Origin of the sequence: Limnohabitans sp. T6-20, assembly GCF_003063505.1 — a bacterium.
In the GTDB taxonomy this organism is placed as follows: domain Bacteria; phylum Pseudomonadota; class Gammaproteobacteria; order Burkholderiales; family Burkholderiaceae_C; genus Limnohabitans_A.
Genome location: NZ_NERW01000001.1, coordinates 699159 through 718930, shown reverse-complemented (window position 1 = coordinate 718930; position 19772 = coordinate 699159). Strand labels below are relative to the sequence as shown.

General features: G+C 58.3%; 19 protein-coding genes. 4 read left to right on the top strand and 15 right to left on the bottom strand.

Annotated features, from left to right (window positions below; translation table 11 throughout):
• Window positions 1-15: 15 nt before the first annotated feature.
• The 3 genes from B9Z33_RS03400 to mnmG form a co-directional block, all read right to left on the bottom strand.
• Window positions 16-630: a LysE family transporter gene (locus tag B9Z33_RS03400; protein ID WP_108285577.1), complete on the bottom strand. Its 615-nt coding sequence runs from the start codon at window positions 628-630 to the stop codon at window positions 16-18.
• 232 nt (window positions 631-862) lie between these two features.
• Entirely contained in the window at window positions 863-1519 is a 657-nt protein-coding gene (gene rsmG / locus B9Z33_RS03390; protein ID WP_108285575.1) for a 16S rRNA (guanine(527)-N(7))-methyltransferase RsmG, read from the bottom strand.
• Complete coding sequence (gene mnmG, locus B9Z33_RS03385; protein WP_108285574.1) at window positions 1516-3486, bottom strand: tRNA uridine-5-carboxymethylaminomethyl(34) synthesis enzyme MnmG; 1971 nt, start codon at window positions 3484-3486, stop codon at window positions 1516-1518. The genes rsmG and mnmG overlap by 4 nt, the downstream gene beginning before the upstream one ends.
• Before the next feature lie 288 nt (window positions 3487-3774).
• Here mnmG and B9Z33_RS03380 point away from each other — a divergent pair, with 288 nt between their 5' ends.
• On the top strand, window positions 3775-5085 hold the full coding sequence (locus B9Z33_RS03380; RefSeq protein WP_108285573.1) for a Glu/Leu/Phe/Val dehydrogenase: 1311 nt from the start codon (window positions 3775-3777) through the stop codon (window positions 5083-5085).
• Between the two features lie 65 nt (window positions 5086-5150).
• Here the strand turns inward: B9Z33_RS03380 and B9Z33_RS03375 are convergent, their stop codons facing one another.
• Window positions 5151-5618, bottom strand: a complete 468-nt coding sequence (locus tag B9Z33_RS03375) for an Lrp/AsnC family transcriptional regulator (protein WP_108285572.1) — start codon at window positions 5616-5618, stop codon at window positions 5151-5153.
• 121 nt (window positions 5619-5739) lie between these two features.
• Between B9Z33_RS03375 and B9Z33_RS03370 the strand changes: the two genes are divergently transcribed.
• A complete protein-coding gene (locus B9Z33_RS03370; protein WP_108285571.1) occupies window positions 5740-9276 on the top strand; it encodes an indolepyruvate ferredoxin oxidoreductase family protein in 3537 nt (1178 codons plus the stop codon).
• 96 nt (window positions 9277-9372) lie between these two features.
• Here the strand turns inward: B9Z33_RS03370 and minE are convergent, their stop codons facing one another.
• The 7 genes from minE to B9Z33_RS03335 all read right to left on the bottom strand — a co-directional run bounded on the left by minE (window position 9373) and on the right by B9Z33_RS03335 (window position 13522).
• Window positions 9373-9633, bottom strand: coding sequence for a cell division topological specificity factor MinE (minE, locus tag B9Z33_RS03365; protein ID WP_108285570.1), 261 nt, complete (start codon window positions 9631-9633; stop codon window positions 9373-9375).
• A gap of 3 nt (window positions 9634-9636) precedes the next feature.
• The gene (minD, locus tag B9Z33_RS03360; protein WP_108286132.1) at window positions 9637-10452 is read right to left on the bottom strand and encodes a septum site-determining protein MinD; all 816 of its coding nucleotides are present in this window, start codon (window positions 10450-10452) and stop codon (window positions 9637-9639) included.
• A 44-nt stretch (window positions 10453-10496) separates the two neighbouring features.
• Window positions 10497-11270: a septum site-determining protein MinC gene (gene minC, locus B9Z33_RS03355; protein WP_108285569.1), complete on the bottom strand. Its 774-nt coding sequence runs from the start codon at window positions 11268-11270 to the stop codon at window positions 10497-10499.
• Between the two features lie 287 nt (window positions 11271-11557).
• The gene (locus B9Z33_RS03350; protein ID WP_199220272.1) at window positions 11558-11767 is read right to left on the bottom strand and encodes a DUF2788 domain-containing protein; all 210 of its coding nucleotides are present in this window, start codon (window positions 11765-11767) and stop codon (window positions 11558-11560) included.
• Entirely contained in the window at window positions 11767-12621 is an 855-nt protein-coding gene (locus B9Z33_RS03345) for a DUF2189 domain-containing protein (RefSeq protein ID WP_108285567.1), read from the bottom strand. Before B9Z33_RS03345 ends, B9Z33_RS03350 begins: the two co-directional genes overlap by 1 nt.
• A 121-nt stretch (window positions 12622-12742) precedes the next feature.
• A complete protein-coding gene (locus B9Z33_RS03340) occupies window positions 12743-13228 on the bottom strand; it encodes a Spy/CpxP family protein refolding chaperone (RefSeq protein ID WP_108286131.1) in 486 nt (161 codons plus the stop codon).
• A gap of 96 nt (window positions 13229-13324) precedes the next feature.
• On the bottom strand, window positions 13325-13522 hold the full coding sequence (locus tag B9Z33_RS03335) for a heavy-metal-associated domain-containing protein (protein WP_108286130.1): 198 nt from the start codon (window positions 13520-13522) through the stop codon (window positions 13325-13327).
• 66 nt (window positions 13523-13588) lie between these two features.
• On the opposite strand from B9Z33_RS03335, the gene B9Z33_RS03330 reads away from it, so the two are divergent.
• Together B9Z33_RS03330 and B9Z33_RS03325 are read left to right on the top strand one after the other, a co-directional pair.
• Window positions 13589-15796, top strand: coding sequence for a cation-translocating P-type ATPase (locus B9Z33_RS03330; RefSeq protein WP_108285566.1), 2208 nt, complete (start codon window positions 13589-13591; stop codon window positions 15794-15796).
• A gap of 130 nt (window positions 15797-15926) precedes the next feature.
• Window positions 15927-16508, top strand: a complete 582-nt coding sequence (locus B9Z33_RS03325) for a hemerythrin domain-containing protein (RefSeq protein ID WP_108286129.1) — start codon at window positions 15927-15929, stop codon at window positions 16506-16508.
• Window positions 16509-16522: 14 nt separating this feature from the next.
• Here the strand turns inward: B9Z33_RS03325 and B9Z33_RS03320 are convergent, their stop codons facing one another.
• The 4 genes from B9Z33_RS03320 to B9Z33_RS03305 form a co-directional block, all read right to left on the bottom strand.
• Window positions 16523-17176: a hypothetical protein gene (locus tag B9Z33_RS03320; RefSeq protein WP_108285565.1), complete on the bottom strand. Its 654-nt coding sequence runs from the start codon at window positions 17174-17176 to the stop codon at window positions 16523-16525.
• Complete coding sequence (locus B9Z33_RS03315) at window positions 17173-18306, bottom strand: alkene reductase (protein WP_108285564.1); 1134 nt, start codon at window positions 18304-18306, stop codon at window positions 17173-17175. Before B9Z33_RS03315 ends, B9Z33_RS03320 begins: the two co-directional genes overlap by 4 nt.
• Before the next feature lie 40 nt (window positions 18307-18346).
• Window positions 18347-19132 carry a class II aldolase/adducin family protein gene (locus B9Z33_RS03310; protein ID WP_108285563.1) on the bottom strand — a complete coding sequence of 262 codons (786 nt, stop codon included), beginning with the start codon at window positions 19130-19132 and terminating at the stop codon, window positions 18347-18349.
• A gap of 193 nt (window positions 19133-19325) precedes the next feature.
• A complete protein-coding gene (locus B9Z33_RS03305) occupies window positions 19326-19745 on the bottom strand; it encodes a hypothetical protein (protein ID WP_108285562.1) in 420 nt (139 codons plus the stop codon).
• Window positions 19746-19772 lie beyond the last annotated feature (27 nt).

Sequence of the window (19772 nt, the reverse complement as noted above, 5' to 3'; positions counted from 1 at the left end):
GGGGGTCTGTCCGGTTTATTTGGTGAACGCGAGCTTGAGTCCGAAACCGATCAGGCAAACGCCCGCCAGTTTTTGCAAAAAGCCCGACACGGCCGGATTGGCGCGCAGGCGTTCTGCCATGAAATGCGTGATCAGCACCACGCCAAAGCAGTAAATGAAGCCCAGCACCGCAATGGTCGACGCCATCACGGCGAAGGTGATCCACCCCTGATGGTGAACCGGGTCAATGAACTGGGGGAAAAACGCAAAGTAAAACATGATTGCCTTGGGGTTGAGCAAGGTGATGAACATGGTTTCACGAAAGTAACGTCCGGGCGTGATTTGAATGCTGGGGCCTTCACCCGCTTTGGCCGTGATCATCTTGAACCCCAACCAAGCCAAATACGCGGCACCCAACCACTGCACCGCCATGAAAAGCACAGGCAAGGTCTTGAGCATGGCCGCCACGCCGGCCACCGTGAGCCACAGCAGAATCTGGTCACCCAACAACAAGCCCAACACCGACGCCAAGCCACCAGCCACCCCGCCCTTGCTGGCAGAGCTGATCAAGGCCAGATTGCCGGGGCCTGGCAAGAACAAAAGCAGCACAAAAGCTGCGGCAAAAGCGCCGTAATCCGAGATGCCGAACATGGTTTTTCTTTAAATGGGAATGGGCTGAGTGTAAGTGATGCCTGCGCGGTGATGGCCAAGCAAGGCGTCTTGTTTCACGTGAAACACCGCCCGGACCACCCCAAAGGGGGCTGTTTTGCCGGTGCCGCCTGCTGCGGGCGGGTCTCTGTTGGGCACGAAGGCATTCACAAGCAGCGGACTGTCTTCACCCACAAGCCGCCCCTGTACGCTGTGACTTCACAGCAAGCCCCGGTCAGGCCGGCGTCGCCGCCTCAGGCTTCATCCAGACCATGCACCGCTCCACGTCCAGCCCGGGCACGGTCAATGGTTCCACGTGAAACACTTTGACGTCGGCAGGCAAGGCGTCGATTTCGTCCTGCGGGTGCTTGCCCTTCATGGCCATCCAGACCCCGCCCTCGGCCAAGGCCGAACGTGACCAGGTCACAAAGTCGGGCAAAGAAGCGAAGGCGCGTGAGCAAATCACGTCATAAGGATCGGTCAAGGATTCGACCCGGGCATGGATGCCGCGCAAATTGGGCAACTTCAGGCTCACCGCCACCTGCTGCACAAACGCGGCTTTTTTGGCCACGGTGTCCACGCAAGTCACATTCAGCTCGGGCATGCAAATGGCCAAGACCACACCGGGCAGGCCACCACCCGAGCCCACATCCAGCACCTTGCGCGGTTGACCTTGGGTGTGCCGGGACAAAGGCGCAATGGCCGTCAGGCTGTCCAGCAGGTGGTGCGTCAGCATGTCCGCCGGGTCACGCACAGCGGTCAGATTGTAAACCTTGGTCCATTTCTGGATCAGCGCCATATAGCCCAACAGGCGCTGGACTTGTTCATCCGACAAGTTCAAATTCAGGGCCTTGGCCCCCAAGCGCAGGCCCTCTTCCAAATTCAAACTCATGCCTGCGCACCTTCCTCGGCGGCTTGCATGAAACCCTTGAAGCCGCCTTTTTTCAGGTGAATCAGCAGCAGCGACACGCTGGCGGGTGTGATGCCCGAGATGCGCGAGGCCTGCCCAAGGGTCTCGGGGCGGTGCTTGGCCAGCTTTTGGCGGGCTTCGATCGACAAGGCCGAGACCTGCATGTAATCCAGGCTTTCTGGCAGGCGCAGGTGCTCATAAAAAGCAGCCCGCTCTACTTCGCCTTTTTGGCGATCGATGTAGCCGGAATACTTGGCGGCGATCTCGACCTGTTCGATGACGGGCTCACTCAAATCACCCAGGGTTTCACGTGAAACATCGGCGCTGGCCATGCGGCCTTCGTCCAAAGACATCAGCGCCTGATACGACACATTCGGTCTGCGCAACAAGTCGAACAGGTTGTGCTCATGCTCAATGGCCTTGCCCAGCACCCGAACCGATTCTTCGGCAGGCAGATTGCGCGGGTTCACCCAGGTGGACTTGAGGCGCTCTGTTTCACGTGAAACAGCATCGCGCTTGCGGCTGAAGGCCTCCCAGCGCGCATCGTCCACCAAGCCCATCTGGCGGCCCACTTCGGTCAGGCGGGCATCGGCATTATCTTCGCGCAGCTGCAAGCGGAACTCGGCCCGGCTGGTGAACATGCGGTAAGGCTCGGTCACGCCCTGGGTGACCAGGTCGTCCACCAGCACACCCAAGTAAGCCTGGTCACGCGCTGGCGTCCAGGCCGCTTCGCCCCGGCATTGCAGCGCGGCATTGATGCCCGCAAACAAGCCTTGGGCGGCGGCTTCTTCGTAACCGGTGGTGCCGTTGATCTGGCCCGCAAAAAACAAGCCGTTGATCTGCCGGGTCTCGAAGCTGTTCTTCAACGCACGCGGGTCAAAGTAGTCGTATTCGATGGCGTAGCCGGGGCGCAGAATGTGGCAGTTCTCCAGCCCCTTCATCGAGCGCACCAAGTCGTACTGGATGTCAAACGGCAAGCTGGTCGAGATGCCGTTGGGGTAATACTCGTTCGTGGTCAGGCCTTCAGGCTCCAGAAAAATCTGGTGGCTGTCCTTGTCGGCAAAACGGTTGATCTTGTCTTCAACGCTCGGGCAATAGCGCGGGCCCACGCCCTCGATCTTGCCGGTGAACATGGGACTGCGGTCAAAGCCCAAACGGATGATCTCGTGCGTGCGCTCGTTGGTGTGGGTGATCCAGCACGGCATTTGCTGCGGGTGCATCTCGGCTTTGCCCATGAAGCTGAAGACCGGCACCCCACCTTCGGGGTTCATGCCACCGGGCATGCCGTCGCCGGGCTGCTCGGAGCACTTCGAAAAATCAATGGTCCGCCCATCCAGGCGCGGCGGCGTGCCGGTTTTGAGACGTCCTTGCGGCAGCTTGAGCTCTTTCAGGCGCGCCGACAAGCTGACGGCTGGCGGGTCGCCCGCCCTGCCCGCCGCATAGTTTTGCAAACCCACATGAATTTTGCCGTCCAAAAACGTACCCGCGGTCAGCACCACCGTGCGCGAACGGAAGCGGATGCCCACCTGTGTGACGGCCCCCACCACCCGGTCACCTTCGACCATCAGGTCGTCCACCGCCTGCTGAAACAGCCACAGGTTAGGCTGGTTCTCCAGCATGCGGCGGATGGCGGCTTTGTACAGAATGCGGTCGGCTTGGGCGCGGGTGGCGCGCACAGCCGGACCTTTGGAGCTGTTCAGGATGCGGAACTGGATACCGCCTTCATCGGTGGCCAGCGCCATGGCACCACCCAAAGCATCGACCTCTTTGACCAGATGGCCCTTGCCGATGCCGCCAATGCTGGGGTTGCAACTCATCTGCCCCAGCGTTTCGATGTTGTGCGACAGAAGCAAGGTTTTGCAGCCCATGCGCGCAGCCGCCAGCGCTGCTTCAGTTCCGGCATGGCCGCCACCGACCACGATCACGTCGAATTCTTGAGGGTAAAGCATGAGAGTCTGCCCTTGGAGGGCCAAAAAATGGGCGCCGCCTGCGCCACGGAGCCGCCCTGCCACGGGGTCCGGCTGAAGCTGCTGATTTTACAGGCAGGGTTTCACGCCTGCAGCATTTGCGGGTATGAGCGTGGCCATGGTTGACACAGCCCCATGGCCACCTCAACCGATTCAGGGTTATGCGTTTGACGCATGGCCTGACAGCCAAGCGGCCTTGGACGGGGGCGCATGCCCGGTCTACCATTCGCACCACTGACGACCCGTCAGTTTCACGAAAGGAGACAAAACATGTCCAATTCCCCCGCAAGCACCTCCGTCAAAAGCGCGCACGCCTTGCCCTCTTATCTCAACGCCGAACACTTGGGCCCCTGGGGCATTTACCTGCAGCAGGTCGACCGCGTCACGCCCTACCTCGGCTCGCTCTCGCGCTGGGTCGAAACCCTCAAGCGCCCCAAGCGCGCCCTGATCGTGGACGTGCCCATCGAGCTGGACAACGGCACCATGGCCCACTTTGAGGGCTATCGCGTGCAGCACAACACCAGCCGCGGCCCCGGCAAAGGCGGCGTGCGCTTTCACCAGGATGTGACCCTGTCCGAGGTCATGGCCCTGTCCGCCTGGATGTCGGTGAAAAACGCGGCGGTCAACCTGCCCTTTGGCGGGGCCAAAGGCGGCATTCGGGTCGATCCCAAAACCTTGTCACGCGGCGAGCTCGAACGCCTGACGCGCCGTTACACCAGCGAGATCGGCATCATCATCGGCCCGACCAAAGACATCCCCGCGCCTGATGTGAACACCAACGAGCAAATCATGGCCTGGATGATGGACACGTATTCGATGAACGAAGGTGCCACGGCCTCAGGCGTGGTCACCGGCAAACCCATTGCGCTGGGCGGCTCCTTGGGGCGGCGCGAGGCCACCGGGCGTGGCGTGTTCACCGTGGGCCAGGAAGCCGCCGGGCACATGGGCCTCGACATCACCCAAGCCAAAATTGCCGTGCAGGGCTTTGGCAACGTAGGCGGCATCGCCGCCAAGCTGTTTGCCCAGGCCGGGGCCACGGTGGTCGCTGTGCAAGACCACGGCGGCACCCTCTACAAAGCGTCTGGTCTGGATGTGCCCGCCTTGCTGCGCCATGTCAGCGAGAACGGCAGTGTCAAGGGCTTTGCCCCGGCCGAGGCGCTCGAAGATGCACAGTTCTGGGGGGTGGACTGCGACATCCTGATCCCGGCCGCGCTGGAGCAACAAATCACCGCTGCCAACGCCCACCAGATCCAGGCCCGCATGGTGATCGAAGGGGCCAACGGCCCCACCACGCCCGAGGCGGATGACATCCTGCACGAGCGGGGCATTCTGGTCGTGCCCGATGTGATCGCCAACGCCGGGGGCGTGACGGTGAGCTACTTTGAATGGGTGCAGGATTTCTCCAGCTTTTTCTGGAGTGAAGACGACATCAACACCCGCTTGGTGCGCATCATGCGCGAGGCTTTTGCCGCCATTTGGCAAGTGGCCAAGGAACACCGCGTCAGCCTGCGCACCGCCACCTTCATCGTGTCTTGCACGCGCATTTTGCAAGCGCGAGAACTGCGTGGTTTGTACCCCTGAGCACCCAGCCGCCGATGTGCTGGCGGCTGAGTGGCTGCGGTTGAGACAGACCGCAACAGCTGCCCTCAGGGTTTGAGCGGCAAGGCCCCCGCGGCCTTGACCTCACCCAATGAAAAACTGGTGTGCAGGTCTTTCACATTGGGCAGGTTGATCAGCACATCGCGGGCAAACTGGCTGAAGGTGTTGAGGTCTTTGCTCACCACCTGCAGCTCAAAGGTGCCGGTGCCGCTGATGTAGTGACAGGCAATGACTTCCGGAATCTTCAAAATGGCTTCCTCAAGCTGCCGTGTCACGTCACCCCGGTTGCGTTCGGCATCCAGCCGCACAAAGGCAAACACATCCAAGCCCACTTTCTGGCGATCGATCTCGGCGCGGTAGCCTTTGATGACGCCCGACTCCTCCAGGGCGCGCACACGCCGCCAGCAAGGCGCGGCAGACAAACCCACGCGTTGCGCCAATTCGGCGTTGGTCAAGCGCCCATCGCGCTGCAGTTCATTCAATATCGCCCAGTCAAATTTATTCAATGTTTCCAAAACAACCTCTTTTAAGCAAGATTCTTTCAAATCATAGGGCAAATCCTGTCACAGAAAGCAAGCACCTGTCGGCTGGGCCGTCCTACACTGTGCTTTCAATTTCAGCCGCAGGACACACGCCATGAATGCCCCATTGCCAGAATCGATTCGCCAGGCTTTAGAGACGGTGACACTGGACGACAAATACAGCCTCGACGTCGGCCGTGCCTTCATGAGCGGGGTTCAGGCCCTGGTCAAACTGCCCATGTTGCAGCGCCAACGCGACGCACTGCAGGGCAAAAACACAGCGGGCTTCATCAGTGGTTACCGGGGCTCGCCTTTGGGCAGTTACGACCAATCCCTGTGGAAGGCCAAAGACCACCTGAAAGCGCAAAACATCGTCTTTCAGCCCGGCGTCAACGAAGAACTGGCCGCCACCGCCTTGTGGGGCACGCAGCAGCTGGGCTTTGCCCCGGCGGGCTCCAACAAATTCGATGGCGTGTTCGGCATCTGGTACGGCAAAGGCCCCGGCGTGGACCGTTGCTCCGATGTCTTCAAACACGCCAACATGGCGGGCACCACACCTTGGGGGGGCGTGCTGGCGGTGGCCGGTGACGACCATGTGGCCAAAAGCTCCACCGCAGCCCACCAAAGCGACCACATCTTCAAGGCCTGCGGCCTGCCGGTGTTCTTCCCGGCCAGCGTACAGGACATCCTCGACCAAGGTCTGCACGCCATCGCTTTGAGCCGTTTTGCCGGCATCTGGTCAGGCATGAAGACGATTCAGGAGATTGTCGAGTCCAGCGCCACCGCCCACATCGACCCTGAACGTGTGCAAATCGTGCTGCCCGAATTTGTGATGCCCCCCGGCGGTGTGCACATCCGATGGCCCGATACCGCGCTGGAGCAAGAAGCGCGTTTGTTTGATTACAAATGGTACGCAGCCCTCGCCTACATCCGCGCCAATAAGCTTAACCACAACGTCATCCAGGGACCCAACGACCGCTTTGGCCTGATCGCCAGCGGCAAGGCCTTCAACGACACAAGGCAGGCCCTGCTTGACTTGGGGCTGGACGATGCCACCTGCCAACGCTTGGGCATCCGTTTGCACAAAGTGGGCGTGGTCTGGCCGCTCGAAGCACAAACCACCCGCGAATTTGCGACCGGCTTGCGCGAGATCCTGGTGGTCGAAGAAAAGCGCCAGGTCATCGAATACCAGCTCAAGGAAGAACTCTACAACTGGCGTGACGATGTGCGACCCAACATCCTGGGTAAATTCGACGAAGCCGATGGCGATGTGTCTGGCGGTGAATGGTCGATCCCCAATCCGACCGAGCGCACCTTGCTGCGCGCCAATGCCGACCTGACGCCTGCCATCATTGCGCGCGCCATTGCCAAGCGACTGAAAAAATTGGGCATCGATGCCGAGACGACCGCCCGCATCGACGCGCATTTGACTGTCCTCGATGGCAAAGACCTGGCCATGAAAACGCTGACGCTCGGCGCAGCGGCCGAACGCCAACCCTGGTTCTGCTCGGGCTGCCCACACAACACTTCCACGAAAGTGCCAGAAGGCTCACGCGCCATGGCGGGCATTGGTTGCCACTTCATGAGCATCTGGATGGACCGCAGCACCGTGGGCTTCACCCAAATGGGCGGCGAAGGTGTGCCATGGACAGGCCAACAACCCTTCAGCACCGACCAGCACATGTTTGCCAACATCGGTGACGGCACCTATTTCCACAGTGGCATTCTGGCCGTGCGCCAAAGCGTGGCCTCGGGTGTGAACATCACCTACAAGATTCTGTACAACGATGCGGTAGCCATGACCGGTGGCCAACAAGTGGGCGAGCGCCCCGAAGGCCACAGCGTGGTGCAAATCGCCATGAGCATGAAGGCCGAAGGCGCGCAACGCATTGTGGTCGTCACCGACGAACCCGAAAAATACGATGGCGTGGCTTTGGCCGAAGGTGTGCGCGTGTTCCACCGCGATGAGCTCGACCGCATCCAGCGCGAAATGCGCGAAATCAAAGGCACCACCGTCATCATTTACGACCAGACCTGCGCCACAGAAAAACGCCGCCGCCGCAAGCGCGGCACCATGGTGGACCCTGCCGTGCGCGTGATGATCAACGAAGAGGTGTGTGAGGGCTGCAGCGACTGCGGTGTGCAATCAAACTGCCTGTCGGTGGAGCCGCTGGAAACCGAACTCGGCCGCAAACGCACCATCAACCAAAGCACTTGCAACAAGGACACCAGCTGCCTCAAAGGCTTTTGTCCAAGCTTTGTCACCGTGGAAGGCGGCAGCTTCAAAAAGAAGTCGTCGTCCAGCACAGGCACATTGAACCCTGCCAACTTGGGCCACTTGCCCGATCCCACACTGCCTGCCATCACCCAACCCTGGGGCATGGTGGTCGCAGGGGTTGGTGGCACAGGTGTCATCACCATCGGACAATTGCTGGGCATGGCTGCACACATGGAAGGCAAAGGCATCGTCACGCAAGACTCTGCAGGTTTGGCCCAAAAAGGCGGTGCCACATGGAGCCACATTTTGGTGGCCAACACGCAAGACGATATCCGCACCACACGCGTGAGCATGGCCGCGGCGGATCTGATCATCGGTTGCGACCCCATCGTCAGCGCCTCCAAGGAAACCACCTTGCGCATGCGCGCAGGCCGCACGCATGTGGCGCTGAACAGCAACAGCACGCCCACTGCCGCCTTTGTGAAAAATGGCAACTGGCAAAACCCGGCTGAACAATGTGTCGCAGAAATCACGGCGCAAGTGGGCGTGGAAGGCGTTGGCGCTTTTGACGCCGATGCCTTGGCCAAGCAACTCATGGGCGACACGATTTACGTCAACCCCATGATCCTGGGTTACGCCTGGCAAAAAGGCTGGGTGCCCCTGCACCGCGAGTCCTTGATGCGTGCGATTGAACTCAACGATGTGCAGGTCAAGAACAACCTGGCTGCTTTTGAGTGGGGCCGCCATGCGGCGCACCAACTGGACGTGCTGATGCAGCACATCCAGCCGTCACAAGTCATTCAGTTCAAGAAGCGTGAAACGCTGGAAGATCTGGTGGCCAATCGGATGCGCCGTTTGACCGACTACCAGAACGCCGCTTATGCAGCACGTTATCAAAACTTTGTTCAGCGTGTGCAATGGGCAGAAGCACCTTTGGGCAAAACCGTGCTCACGGAAACGGTGGCGCGTCATTTGTACAAGTTGATGGCCTACAAAGACGAATACGAAGTCGCCCGTTTGCACACACAGTCAGGGTTTCTGGAACGCATCGCCAGCAGTTTTGAAGGGGACTTCAAAATCCATTACCACCTGGCGCCGCCACTTTTGGCCAAGCACAACGACAAAGGCGAATTGGTCAAACAAAAATTTGGCCCTTCCATGCTCACAGGCTTCAAGTTGCTGGCCAAACTCAAAGGTTTGCGTGGAACGCCTTTCGACATTTTCGGTCGAACACAGGAGCGTCAGACAGAGCGCGCCCTGATCGGTGAATACATGCAGCACCTTGAACAGGTGATTCAAAACCTGAACTCTGAAAACCACGCGCATGCTTTGCAAATAGCCAATGTGCCCGAAAACATCAAGGGCTTTGGCCATGTCAAAGAACGCAACCTGAAAGCAGCGCGCGCGTTGTGGGCTTCACTGAACGGCCATTGAAAAAAGAAAGCCACCTGTGAAGGTGGCTTTCTTGGGCAGTGCAACTGCAAAGACCGTCGCTTTAGCAAGCAACGCTTGCTAAAGCGTCTTCAAATTTCAACGTGCATCAGGCAATTCAATCTTCACCTCGAGCACTTCCAGATTGTCCTGGCGCTCCAGGTTCACCTTGATGTCATCTGGATTGATCTTGATGTATTTGCTGATGACCGCCACCAACTCACGCTGCAAGGCGGGCAAGTAGTCGGGTTCAGCGGCATTGCGGCCACTGCGTTCGTGGGCCAAGATGATTTGCAGCCGTTCTTTGGCCACACTGGCGGTTTTCTTCTTTTCGCCCAAGAGGAAGGAAAGAAACGACATGGTTCACTTGCCTCCGAACAAACGTTTGAAAAAGCCGGGCTTGTCGGCTTCCGTGAAGCGCATGGGTTTGTCTTCACCCAGGAAACGGTCAATGACATCCTTGTAGGCTTCGGACACATCGCTTTGCGCCATGTGAATCGCCGGAGTGCCCTGGTTGGACGCCTGCAAAACGTTTTCGCTTTCAGGAATCACCCCCAACAACTTGATGCGCAAGATGTCCTGAATGTCCTGCAGCGACAACATCTGACCATCTTCAACCCGGTTGGGGTTGTAACGGGTGATCAGCAAGTGTTCCTTAATGGGCTCCATGCCTTCAATCGCGCGCTTGGTCTTGCTGCCCAGCATGCCCAGGATGCGATCTGAATCTCGCACCGAAGACACTTCAGGGTTGGTCACCACCAGCGCTTCGTCGGCAAAGTGCATCGCCATCAAAGCGCCTGTTTCGATGCCCGCAGGGGAATCGCAAACGATGTATTCAAAACCCATGTTGCTCAAGTCGTTCAGAACCTTTTCAACACCTTCTTGAGACAAGGCATCCTTGTCACGCGTTTGCGAAGCGGCCAGCACAAACAAGTTGTCACACTGTTTGTCTTTGATCAAGGCTTGGTTCAGGTTGGCTTCACCCTGGATTACATTGATCAGGTCATACACCACGCGGCGTTCACAACCCATGATCAGGTCAAGATTGCGCAGACCCACATCGAAGTCGATCACAGCCGTTTTGAAACCTTTGAGTGCCAGACCAGTGGCAAAACTGGCGCTGGTCGTGGTTTTACCCACGCCGCCTTTGCCGGAAGTCACAACAACAATTTTTGCCATGGGATTTTCTTTCTTGGACAAGAGATCAATACAAATTCAAATGTTCAGGTCTTGAGGGGCGACACCAACAACTTGTCACCTTCAAGGCCTGATTGCAAACAGACTTGGGCGGCTTTTCCCAAGACGTCTTTGGGCAAGGCATTTTCGCTGGTGCGGTAAATGCCTGCGATGGAAATCAATTCGGGTTCCATGGCTTGCGCAAAGATGCGCGCCTGGGTGTTGCCGCGAGCACCTGCGATGGCCTTGCCACGCAGCGTGGCATAAATGTGAATGTGCCCATCGGCAATGACTTCGGCACCTGCATTCACCATGGCCAAAACAATGAGGTCCCGACCTTTGGCATACACCTGCTGACCTGAACGCAAAGGTTTGTCGATCACCATGGGACCCAAGGCCACCGGCGCCTCAACAGGAACAAGGACTGGTTCAACACTTGGTGTGCTCTGAACAACGTCAGCAAGAGGCACAGAACGCCGAATGCGAGCGTCACTTGCATCCACCAGACCCACCCCCTTGGCTTGTGCCAAAAGTTGATCCTGAGCCCCTTTGATGGCCAAAGGCACCAAACCATGTTCGCGCAAAAGAGGCAACAAAGCTACAAGGTCGATTGATGGGGTGTCTTGTTCAACAGTCAATGAACTGACATCGATGATCACAGGGTCTTGGTCAAAAAAACCTGGGCTTTCGGCCATTTGTTCAACCAAAGCCTTTGAAATGGACGCGATGTCTGTGGTTTTCAGTACCAAAGCCACCAAAGACAAGTCGGCGCTTTTGATGTCGTAACAGTTTGAAAGGGATGCTTCTGAAACGATCGCCATGGTGCCATCAGGGAAGGAAAGACGCAAATCTTAACAGCGCAGTTGTTCTTTGTTCTTTCTCTATAGATTTATATCTTTAAATAGTGGTAGTAGATAAGGGCAGCCCTTGTGTGTGGACAAGCGTATTTTTTTCATGTCTGACAAGGACTTGCATACGTTGTGAACGTGTGTGCGGCCGTGGTTTTTTGGTGTTTCAGAAAAATGAACAACTTCTGGCCAGCACATCAAGCTGTGGATAACCTGCCGCTTGTTGTTTTTTTATCCACAGGGTTATCCAGAAATGGATTTCATGTTTCGAGCAACCATTGAATGACACCTTTGGCCACAAAACCCAGCATGCCAAATGCCAATCCCAAAAAAATGACAAACGTTCCAAATTTTCCGGCTTTGGATTCCCATGCCAGCTGTCCGATGATGAACAGCATGTAGAGCATGAATGCGCCAATGCCAATCGTTAGGCCAAACCAGGCGAATTGTTCTTCGTTGAATCCGAACATCACAGTTCACCCTGCACAGTGATGCGTTCTTCAAGGTCTGACACATCGACAAGGTGCCGATAAGCGTGCCAGCTGCCATGGCCCAGCATGGGAATGACCAATATCAGACCCAAAAACAGGGAAAAAATGCCCAGCATGCTGAACCCGATGATCAAAAAGGCCCACAAGGTCATCTGAAATGGGTGGGTCAACACAGCCTTCCAGCTGGTCAACACCGCTTGCAAGACCGTCACGCGCCGGTCCAGCAACAAAGGCATGGACACCACGCTGGAGGCAAAGACCGGCACAGCCATCATGCCGCCCAGCCCAACCCAAAGTTCAAACAAATGACCTTCTTTGGCCAGCACCACATGGCGTATGAAATCAACAGGTGTGTGGATCGGCAAGGGTGCCAGCAAAGTGATCAGGGCGGCCGAGGTGATGACCCAACCGGTGGCCGCCAAACCCAACAACAAACCAAAACGGATCAAACTCCAATAGCTGTCGGGTTGGTGGCGCAAGCGCAGTTGCCACTGTGTCCAGGTTTGCACCAGCAAATCGAAATTGACGTTTTCGCCACGCTCCATGGCGCGGCTCATGGCGTAAAGGCTGGTGGCCAATACGGGTGCAACCACCATGAAGCCTGACAAATAACCGACCAACAGCCAAAACTGATCGTGTGCCAACAAGGCGATAAAGCCGCCCACAGCGGCCAGAACCAAGCCATGCATGATGCTGAGCAAGGGGGCTTTGGCCATGTCCTTGAATCCCAGTGCCAGCCATTGCATGGGTTGGTCTTTCAAAATGGGCAAGATGGGCGGTAAAAAAACGCCAGAACGTGTCTGCGCGGTATCAGGGTGTGGTGTTTGAGGCATGTGCAAAGCTTAACCACCCTCTGTTTTTCAAGACTTGATGTGTGTCAAATTCAAAAATGAAATAAAAAGGCCGCTCAGAGAGCGGCCTGAATTGTGAGACAAGCGGTGCTTGTCATCGCTTTCAATGGTGACCGTGATGGCCTTCGCCGTGGCGCATGCCACTGTTGTGCATGGCACGAGCGGTTTCTGTATCAAACACTTTCTTTTGTCCGGCATTGAGCGCAGCATAAAAAGTTTTGCTGGCGTCTGCGTGCTTTTGCATTTCGGCATCGCGCTGGGCTTTGTGCGCTTGCATTTGGTCAATGCGTTCAGGCGTCGTCAGCTTTTCCATGGCGGCTCGGTCAGGACGCGCCAGGGGTTTGGCAGGTGCTTGCATGCTTTGTTCAAATGCCGTCCATGCGGACTCCTGACTGGCTTCCAGTTTCAGTTTGCCTTTGAGATCGGCCAGATGTTTGGCATGGCGCTCGCCCATTTTGGCGTGCATTTTGTCCATGCGTTCAGCGCGAGGGCCATTGGTTTTGGTTTCGGGGGCTGTTTGGGCCAGGGTCAAACCAGTCAGGCCAAGCATCAAGCTGGCGGCGATCAGGGAAGTGCGAATCGATTTCATGGGAAACATCCTTTCAGTGATGGGATGGGGTCAGTGTGATCCGACCATGTGTCTGAGATGTGGCCCATGTGCTGTGATTTGTAAAGATCGGTGAATTCAGGCCGCGACGCGGTAGCCTTCATCGGCGATGGCTTTGGCCAGTGCTTCGCGGACTTGTTCCGATTCGACCTGCACTTTGTTTTGTGCGCGGTCAATCACGACTTTGGCTTGTGCATCCAGCGCGAGCAGTGCTTTGGTGACGGCTTTTTCGCAGTGGCCGCAGGTCATGCCTTCAACAGTGAAAATCTGGTTCATGATGTATCTTTCAAACAAACCCTCAAGGGTTGTGTTCAAAGCATAAGTGAAAACACATCTCCCGATATGACACAGATCAAGAACGACACCCAGACCATTGACATTGGCATTGGCGGCATGACCTGCGCTTCATGTGTGGCGCGTGTGGAAAAAGCCCTGAACAAGGTGCCTGGGGTGACTTCGGCCACGGTGAACCTGGCAACTGAAACGGCACGCATATCTGTGGATTCCGCTGACACCACCGACGCCCGGTTGCGACGCGCTGTACGCGATGCGGGTTACGAGCCGCGATCTCTCGAAGCAACGCAAGCCGCCGCCAACAACAGTTCGCCTTGGGCCGGGTTTGCGCCAGTGGCTTTTGGTCTGGTGCTGTCTGCACCGCTCGTGTTGCCCATGTTGGGTGATTTGTGGGGCCAGCACTGGATGCTGCCTGCCTGGCTGCAGTTTGCGTTGGCCACGCCGGTGCAGTTTATTTTGGGCGCGCGCTTTTACAAGGCCGGTTGGCACGCGCTGAAAGCATTCACGGGCAACATGGACTTGCTCGTCTCTTTGGGCACCACCGCCGGTTGGTTGCTCTCGGTCTGGTTGTGGCTCACATCGAGCGGCCACCATGCGCCGCACCTGTACTTTGAAGGCTCGGCCGTGGTCATTACCTTGGTCTTGCTGGGCAAGTGGTTGGAAGCCCGTGCCAAACGCCAGACCACCGAAGCGATTCGCGCTTTGCATGCCTTGCGGCCCGACAAGGCGCACTGGATGGGCGAGGACGGCGAAGTCGATGTGCCGGTGGACGAAATTTTGACCAGCGACCTGATCGTGGTGCGCCCGGGTGAGCGCTTTCCGCTGGATGGTGAATTGGTTGAAGGGCAAACCCAGGTCGACGAATCCATGCTCACTGGCGAGCCTTTGCCGGTGTCCAAAACGGTGGGCGCTCAGCTCACCGGCGGCTCGATCAATGGCGACGGCCGCGTGCTGATGCGCGTCACGGCCGTGGGCCACGAAACCGTGCTCTCGCACATCATTCGGCTCGTGGAAGACGCGCAAGCGGCCAAAGCGCCGATCCAGCGCTTGGTGGACAAGGTGGCCGAGGTGTTTGTGCCCGTGGTTTTGCTGGTGGCATTGATCACGTTAGCCGTGTGGCTGTTCGTGGGAGCGAACTTTGAAACGGCGCTGATCCACGCGGTGGCGGTGTTGGTGATCGCCTGCCCTTGTGCGTTGGGTCTGGCCACGCCCGTGGCCATCATGGCGGGCACCGGGGTGGCTGCCAAACACGGCATCCTGATCAAGGACGCGCAAGCGCTGGAGATGGCGCACCGGGTGCAGACCGTGGCTTTTGACAAGACCGGCACGCTCACCGTGGGCCAGCCACGCCTCACGCAGCATGTGGCAGCGCCCGGGCAAGATGCATCCACTGTTTTGACCTGGGCGGCCAGCGTGCAAACTGGCAGCGAACACCCGCTGGCCCGTGCCGTGGTGAGCGTCGCCAAAGCACAGGGCCTGAACCTGACCACGCCCGCTGATTTGGCGGCTGTGTCGGGCCGTGGCGTACAGGCCACCGTTGATGGTCGTCAGTTGCTGCTGGGCAGCCTGCGCTGGTTGCAACAAGAAGGCATGGACCCGGCGCTGTGGGCGGCAGATGTGACCGCACTGCAGGCGCAAGGTGCGACCGTGTCGGCATTGGCAGAGCGCACCGCCACCGGCGTGCAGGGTTTGCTGCTCATGGCCTTTGGCGACGAACCCAAAGCCGGGGCTGCCCAAGCGCTGAAAGCTTTGCGCGAACGCGGTCTGAAGCTGGTGATGATCTCGGGCGACAACCAGGCCGCCGCTGAGGCCATGGCACGCCGCCTGGGCCTGCGGCCTGAAGATGGCGAAGTGCTGGCCGATGTGTTGCCTGGCGACAAAGCGGCGCAGGTGCAACAACTGCGCGAGGGTGGACGCATTGTGGCCATGGTGGGCGACGGCGTGAACGATGCCCCCGCGCTGGCTGCCGCCGATGTGGGCATGGCCATGGGCAACGGCACCGATGTGGCCATGCACGCGGCAGGCATCACCCTCATGCGCGGCGATGTGGCGCTGGTGGGCGCGGCGCTTGATATCTCGGCGCGCACCGTCGCCAAGATCCGGCAAAACCTGTTCTGGGCCTTTGCCTACAACGTGGCGGGCATACCGCTGGCGGCGCTGGGCTACCTGAACCCCGTGATTGCTGGTGGTGCGATGGCGCTCAGCTCGGTGAGCGTGATGAGCAATGCGCTTTTGCTCAAGCGCTGGAAACCCTGAGCGGTGACAAGGGGTTGACTACGGGCCTTTGCAAACGGCGGTGTTGCTCATTGGCGTTTTCTTGACTTGGGTCACGACATCAAAGTCCGAAATTCTTCAAACTGGTGGCAACACCTTGTCGGAGAGACCCATGAAAAGTCACAGCAGTTTGCAAGTCATTCGAGACGAACACGCCTCCTTGGCGGCCATGCTTCAGTCCATGCGCATGATGGTCAAACGCGGTCCTGCAGAAGAGCGGCGCAACTTTTTTGACGTGGTTCGAGCCATGCTGTTCTACATCGATGAATTTCCAGAGCGCTTGCACCACCCAAAAGAATCGAATTTGTTGTTTCCCAAAGTTGTCAAACTGGCACCCAAGGTGATGGGTGCCATCGACAAGTTGGAGCGCGATCACATGTACAGCGAAAAAGCCGCCCGAGACATGCAGCACCTGTTGCTGGCTTGGGAGTTGCTTGGCGATGCACGGCGCGCGGTGTTTGAAGAAGCGTTTGAAAAATACGTCAACTTCTATCTGGAGCACATGAGCCTGGAAGAATCCGTCATCTTGCTGGAAGCTGAACGCTGTTTTTCAGAAGACGACTGGCGTGTGCTGGATGCGGCGTTTGCCCAAAACGCCGACCCGCTCACGGGCCATTACCTCCCTGCACAAGAATTTGAAAAACTGTTCAGCTTGATAGTGACTCGGGCACCTTCACCCATTGGTTTGGGTTGAGGTTTTCACGGTTTTCAGAACATCCATTTGGACCCGATGGTCACCAGGTTTTGACCGGCCTGGCGACCTACGCTGGCGTCCAGCTGTAACTTGGGCAGGATGTTGGTGCGCAAGCCGGTGGCCCAGGTGGGCTTGTCGTGTTGTTGTCCATAGACTTCCACATGTGCGGTGATTTCACCGTAAGCGCGCTCCCAAGCCACCCCCCATGTGCTGACACGTTGGCGGCTGGAAAAATCAAGCGCTCCCAAATTGGTGTGCAAGCTGCCCAGCCTGGCGTGATTGCAGGTGAACAAGGCATTCACGTACCCCTTGGATGTCTCGCCGGTGGTTCGGACTGCCCCCAAGACCGCACCCCCATTGCATCCGTTTTCTTGCGATTCGGTGATGCGGAACTTGGCTTGGACATTCAGTGTTTCGAGCCCCGTTTTCTGCTCGCGAGCGATGCCCGCACCAAGTTCTACACCCTGAACGGGTGCATAGGCTGGTGCCAGGGTCCAGCTGCGTGATCCGTTTGGAGCACGTGCCCACCAGCCCTCGACGTGGCCTTCTCCCACTTCGTTGACGTTGGCGTCGTCCACGGTCAACGGCCGACCGGCTTCCGCATTGAAGAAGCACAACAGACCCATCAACAGGAAAAAGGCCTTGTGCCGGTGTGAAACGTGGTTCATGAAGCTGCGGTGGTGGAAAGAAATGGGTAATCGGTGTAGCCCGTGTCGTCGCCACCGTAAAAGGTTTTGCGATCGGGGGTGTTGAACGGGCCGCCTTGCCGCAACCGTGCACTCAGGTCTGGGTTGGCAATGAAGGGGCGGCCAAATGCTACCAGATCAGCGCCTTGCGCCAGCGCCTGCTCGGCCATCGGCAGATCGTAGCCATTGTTGAGCATCCACGCGCCGTGTCCGCCGGCGGCGGTGTAGGCCTGTCGCAGCGCGGCGTAATCAAAAGCTTGTTCGCCTTGCTGGTGGTCGCGGGGGCCACCGGTCGAGCCTTCGATCACATGCACATACGCCAGATTCATGGGGCCCAACAACTGTGCAACGTGTTCAAACAAGGGTTGAGGCTCGTCGTCGCTGGCGTCGTTGGCGGGGGTGACAGGAGACAGGCGAATGCCTGTGCGCTGGCCACCAATTTCTGCCACCACGGCGCTCATGACGTCGTTCAGAAAACGGGCGCGGTTTTCGATGCTGCCACCGTAAGCATCGGTGCGGTGGTTGCTGCCGCTGCGCAAAAACTGATCGACCAGGTAACCGTTGGCGGCATGCACTTCAACGCCATCAAAGCCGGCCGCGATGGCGTTGGCGGCGGCGCGGCGGTAGTCTTCAACGATGCCGGGCAGCTCTTTGGCATCCAGCGCACGCGGGGCAGATGTGTCCATGAATTGGGCTTGGCCATTCACCAGCAACACGGTTTTGGTTTTGGCGGTGATGGCCGACGGTGCCACGGGCGCGACCTCCCCTGGCTGCAAGCTGGTGTGAGACACCCGGCCCACATGCCACAGCTGCATCACGATCTTGCCGCCTTCGGCGTGCACGGCATCGGTGACTTGTTTCCACGAGGCCACTTGAGCATCGCTCCAGATACCGGGCACATCGGCATAGCCCTGGCCTTGGTGGCTGATGGCGGTGGCCTCGGTGATGATGAGGCCCGCACCCGTGGCCGGGTTGGCGCGTTGGCGGTAATAGGTGGCCATGCGCGCGTTGGCCAGTGCGCCGGGTGCGCGGTTGCGGGTCAAAGGGGCCATCACGATGCGTGAGGCCAGGTTTATGGCGCCAACTTGGCAAGGTTCAAACAAAGAGGTCATGTGTGCAATTCAAAAGAAAGAAAAGTGAAGAGGTCGCGCCTCAACTGGCGTAATCGGGATTTTCGCGTTGCAGCTTGCGCAGCAAGGACGGCCAGACAAATGCACCGCCCAAACCACCGGTTTGCACACGCATGGCGTTGGCCACACCCGTCAGAATTTGGGGGTTCACGGCCGTGAGGTCTGTCGCCCCGGATTGTCCTGCCAACGCATCCACCTGGATGCGGCAAGTGTTCTCGAACGTGTACATCGACAAGAACGCATCGGCAATTGTTTTACCCACCGTGAGCAGACCGTGGTTGCGCAACATCAGGTAATTGGCGTAGCCCAGGTCGGCTTGCAGTCTGGCCTTTTCGTCGTCACGGATCGCCACGCCCTCGTAGCCGTGGTAGGCCAACGAGGCCAGCACAAAAGTGCTTTGCTGGCTGATCGGCAGCACACCGTGGGCCTGGGCGCTGACGGCCACACCGGCTCTGGTGTGGGTGTGCAGCACGCAACCGGCATCGGGCCGGGCTTCGTGCACCGCGCTGTGGATCACAAAACCTGCCGGGTTCACCGGGAAGGGGCTGTCATGCAGTTTGTTGCAAGCCATGTCCACCTTGACCAGACTGGATGCGGTGATTTCGTCAAACATCAGACCGTAAGGGTTGATCAGAAACTGGTGGTCATCCCCTGCCACCGAATGGGGCAATTTGGCGCTGATGTGGGTGAACACCAAGTCGCTCCAGCCATACAGCGCCACCAGCCGGTAACACGCCGCCAGGTCCACCCGCAGCTGCCATTCGTCAGCGTGCACGCTGTCTTTGAGGGAAGGGATGTCAAAGGCCATGGACAGACTCCGGGTAAAAATGAACCGCCAGCTTAACGACACAGACGTCATGGCGATGACGTCTTGGAGACTGTGGATTAGATGTTGGGGACCACTCGGGGCATGGCCGCGCGCCTCCCCAAGGTCCGTTATGGGCCAGACGGTGCTTCAAAGTGATGGACTGATTGAGACCTTGCGCAGCAAGTGCTGCCGCTCAGACCATCCCCAGGCTTCCCAAAATCGCCAGCAGTTGGGTGGTGTTGATCAGGATGGCTGACTTGTGGATCTTGCGGAAGGCGGGGATGGCTTCAACTTCATCGGCCAGGATTTGCGGGGCCAGCTGGTCCATCCGGGGGATGAATTGGTTGCGCAGCACCAGTGTCAGGGTGGCGATGGCCGCCGCACCTATGGCGAAGGCCGGTCGCCCTGCCAGGGCGTAGCTGATGGTCGTGCCCACGGCGGTGGTGAGCGCGATTTTGTAATAGGTGATGTAGAAAGAGCGGATGAATCGCGCATCCACCGGGTTGTCGTGTTTGAGGGTGAGCAGCGGTATCGAGCCGAGCAAAAAATAAGCGGTGACCGCCAGCAAGGCGACGGTGAAAAACAGCGCGATATTTTGGGGTTGAAGCAACATGGTCGAGTGGGGTAATGGCGTGAAGTG